This window comes from Aerococcus sp. L_32 (assembly GCF_050689315.1).
This window is the reverse complement of sequence record NZ_JBOEQF010000754.1, coordinates 1-880: the sequence shown is the minus strand read 5'-3', so window position 1 is coordinate 880 and position 880 is coordinate 1. Positions and strand designations below refer to the sequence as shown.

The 880-nt window shown below is 40.7% G+C and carries 2 protein-coding genes; both read right to left on the bottom strand.

Going from position 1 to position 880, the window contains the following annotated elements:
• Window positions 1-64: 64 nt before the first annotated feature.
• Entirely contained in the window at window positions 65-301 is a 237-nt protein-coding gene (locus tag ACRCJ0_RS16225) for a hypothetical protein (protein ID WP_431391198.1), read from the bottom strand.
• A gap of 293 nt (window positions 302-594) precedes the next feature.
• Window positions 595-880, bottom strand: a 286-nt coding sequence (locus ACRCJ0_RS16220) for a GNAT family N-acetyltransferase (RefSeq protein WP_431391196.1), incomplete at its 5' end; no start/stop codon positions are given.

Genomic DNA, 880 nt, shown 5'->3' with positions numbered 1-880 from the left:
ATAGAATAGACACGAAAAAACCCTGTATCGTTAGACCGAAATCTGACTTTACAGGGTTTTGTTATTATACAAATTTTACTTGAGTGCCCGCAATCAAGTCCCCAATATGGCGGCCGATTGGACGGAAGATTCGCATAGCCATAATCAGGAAAAGCGGGTCAAGAAATAGGAGTGTTAGTATTTGGTTGGATAGCGATTCGTAATTAGAAAATATCTCTGAAATAGTCGCCATATGGCCTAGTTGCCAAGGGATGAACTTCACGATCACCAGTAGAATGATAATGATCAGGTAATCAATCAAATATTCTTTAAGACTTTTCTGGATTCTTATCGACAAGGGGACCAGTTCGTTTATTTGCATACAACCATCCCTTAGATGAAACAACTGAGCGAGAGTGCGCATTTTCATTTGAAAAAAGGCCCGACTAATTTGATTTGAATTTACTGTATACAATTGTAGGTATCAAATGTTAGCAAGTTAACGGGGCGCATTTCGGCAAAATGGATTAACCTTTAAATTGACACACAGAAAAAGCTGCGCCTGTTTATTAACAAAGGGGTGCAGCTTTTTGCTGGGTTATTTTAGTCTAGCAGTCATTCGTTGACGTGACCGATACTTTTTTCCATATCGACATGCATGATGCCTGCGTCCATATATTTCGGTGTATCCATGTTTTCATAGCCAAGCGCTTCGTAGAAACCTGTTACATGCTCTTGGGCACCTAAAATGATTTGTGAGAAATGTTCCTCTAAGGCCTTCGCTTCAACAACGGCCATCAACTCATGGCCTAATCCTTGGCCACGATATTTTTGAGCAATTGCTACACGTTGTAATTTGGCTGCATTCGGTGTTAAGGCGAGTAACCGCGCTGTATAAACG